At 75.0% G+C, this 2861-nt stretch carries 1 protein-coding gene; it reads left to right on the top strand.

The genetic code is table 11. From position 1 onward, the window contains the following. Positions 1-2861: type I polyketide synthase (locus tag ACZ52C_RS41945; RefSeq protein WP_469079787.1), on the top strand; the 2861-nt coding region annotated here is incomplete at both ends.

Raw genomic sequence — 2861 nt, 5'->3', positions numbered from 1 at the left:
CGCCCTGCACAGCCGGGGCGTCCGCGTCGACTGGGAGGCATTCTTCGAGGGCACCGGCGCCCGGCGCGTCCCCCTGCCGACCTACGCCTTCCAGCACGAGCGGTACTGGCTCGACGTACCCGCCCGCCACGGTGACGCCACCGAACTCGGACTCCGCTCGACCGGGCACCCCCTCCTCGGCGCCTCGCTCACGGTGGCCCGGGGCGGCGAGGCGCTCTTCACCGGGCGGCTGTCCCTGCGGACCCACCCGTGGCTCGCCGACCACGGCGTCTCCGGGGCCGTCGTGCTCCCGGGCACCGCACTGCTCGAACTCGCGGCCCACGCGGGCGAACAGGCCGGCGTCGAGCAGGTGGCCGAACTCACCCTCGCCACGCCCCTGACCCTGCCCGCCGACGGCGGCGTGCACCTCCAGGTGGCCGTGGGGGAGAAGGACGACTCCGGCGCACGGCCCGTCGAGGTGTACTCCCGCCCCGACACCGACGACGAACGCGACTGGGTTCTCCACGCAGCGGGCACCCTGGTCCCCGCCGACTCCGGAACGCCCGCCGCCGACCTGGTGGTGTGGCCCCCGGCCGACGCACGCGAAGTCGGCCTGGAGGACGTCTACGAGCGTCTGGTCGACCAGGGCTACGCGTACGGCCCGGCGTTCCGGGGCCTGACCCGCGTGTGGCGGGGCGAGGGCGAGATCTTCGCCGAGGTGACCCTGCCGGACGGAGTGCGGGACGAGGCGGGACGGTTCCTGCTGCACCCGGCCCTGCTGGACGCCGCCCTGCACGCCCTGCTGCCGGGCGTGGCCGACGAGGACGTGGCAGCGCGCCTGCCGTTCTCCTGGGCCGGCGTCCGCGTCCACGCGACCGGTGCGGCCGCGCTGCGGGTCCGCTTCGGTCTGTCCGGCGCCGCCGACACCGTCTCCCTGCTGGTCACCGACGACACGGGCGTGCCGGTGGCGTCGGTGGACGCGCTGTCGCTCCGCCCGCTGTCGAAGGACGCGGTGCGCACGGCGGCGCGGGCGGGTCGTGACGGCCTGTTCTCGGTCGCCTGGTCCGAGGCACCGGCACCCGAGTCGGCTTCGGACACCTCGGGCTGGGCCGTGCTGGGCGTGCCCGCCCTGGCCGCGGCGGCCGGGTACCCGCACCTCGACGCGGCGGCGGCCGCCGGTGCCGACACGGTCGTCTGGCCGCTGGTCACCGACGGCGACGACGGAGCCGTCGGCGGTGCGGGCGTCGCCGGTCTGGCGCGGGTGGAACTCGCCCGCGTCCTGGAACGGGTGCAGGCCTTCCTGGCCGACGAACGCCTGGCCGGCACACGTCTCGTCGTGGTGACCCGGGGCGCGCTGGCCGCCCTGCCGGGCGAGCAGGTGACCGACCTGGTGCACGCCGGTGTGTGGGGTCTGCTGCGCACCGTGCAGACGGAGAACCCCGACCGGGTCGTCCTCGTCGACGCCGATGCCGAGGGGTACGAACAGCTCCCCCTCGCCCTGGCCACCGGCGAGACCCAACTCGCCGTCCGCGGGCGCCGACTGCTGGTGCCGCGACTGACCCGCGCACGAGCGGCCTCCTCGGAGGAGCAGGCGGCGGCGCCGCGCTGGGACGAGGGAACCGTGCTCGTCACCGGTGCGACGGGCACGCTGGGCCGCGTCCTGGCCCGCCACCTGGTGACCGAGCACGGCGCTCGGCGTCTGCTGTTGCTGAGCCGCCGTGGGGCGGACGCCCCCGGGGCCGGTGAACTGCGGGCGGAGCTGGAGCAGTTGGGCGCCCAGGTGTCGTTCGCCGCGTGCGACGCGTCGGACCGCCGACGACTGGCCGCCGTTCTGGCCGAGGTACCGGAGGAGTTCCCGGTGACCGCGGTGGTGCACACCGCGGGCATTCTCGACGACACCGTGCTCGCCGGACTGACCACGGAACGGCTCGACGCGGTCGTACGTCCGAAGATCGACGCCGCGTGGAACCTGCACGAACTGACGCGCCACCTGCCGCTGTCGGCGTTCGTCGTCTACTCGTCCCTGGCGGGCCTGATCGGCAACGCCGGGCAGGCGAACTACGCGGCGGGCAACACCTTCCTGGACGCGCTGGCCCAGCACCGCCGTGCCCTCGGGCTGCCCGCCACCTCGCTGGCGTGGGGCCTGTGGTCGCAGGCGAGCACCATCAGTGGTCAGCTGACCGACACCGATCTGCGCCGCATCGCCCGGCTCGGACTGCGCGCCCTCCCGTCGGACGAGGCGATGGGCCTGTTCGACGACGCCCTCCTGACCGGAGAGCCGGTTCTCGCCGTGACCTACCTGGACACCGGGGAGCTGCGGCGCCAGGGCGACGAGGTGCTGCCGATCCTGCGTGACCTGGCCCCGGCGCGCCCGCGTCCCAGGGCCGCCGCCGGCCACACCCCACAGGGCGGTTCGACGCTGGCGCGGCGGCTGGCGGCGCTGGAGGCCGACGCCCGTCACGAGGCCCTGCTCGAACTGGTCCGCGGCCGGGTGGCCGGGGTGCTCGGACACGCGAACGCGGCGGCGATCGACGCCGACCGGCCCTTCCAGGAGCTGGGTTTCGACTCGCTCACCGCGGTCGAGCTGCGCAACCAGCTGGGCCGGGCCACCGACCTGCGGCTGCCCACCACCCTCGTCTTCGACCACCCGACCCCCACCGCCCTCGCACGCCGACTGGCACGCGAACTCCTCGGCGACGAACAGCCCGACCGCGTCGCCGCGGCCGTCACCACCGCGACGGGCGACCCCGCGGAACCCATCGCGATCGTGGGGATGGCGTGTCGTTTTCCGGGTGGGGTGGGGTCGCCTGAGGATCTGTGGCGGTTGGTGGCCGGTGGTGTGGATGCGGTGAGTGGTTTCCCGGTGAATCGGGGGTGGGATC

It is taken from the genome of Streptomyces sp. NPDC034049 (genome assembly GCF_055575575.1).
This window is presented reverse-complemented; position numbering and strand designations above follow the sequence as displayed.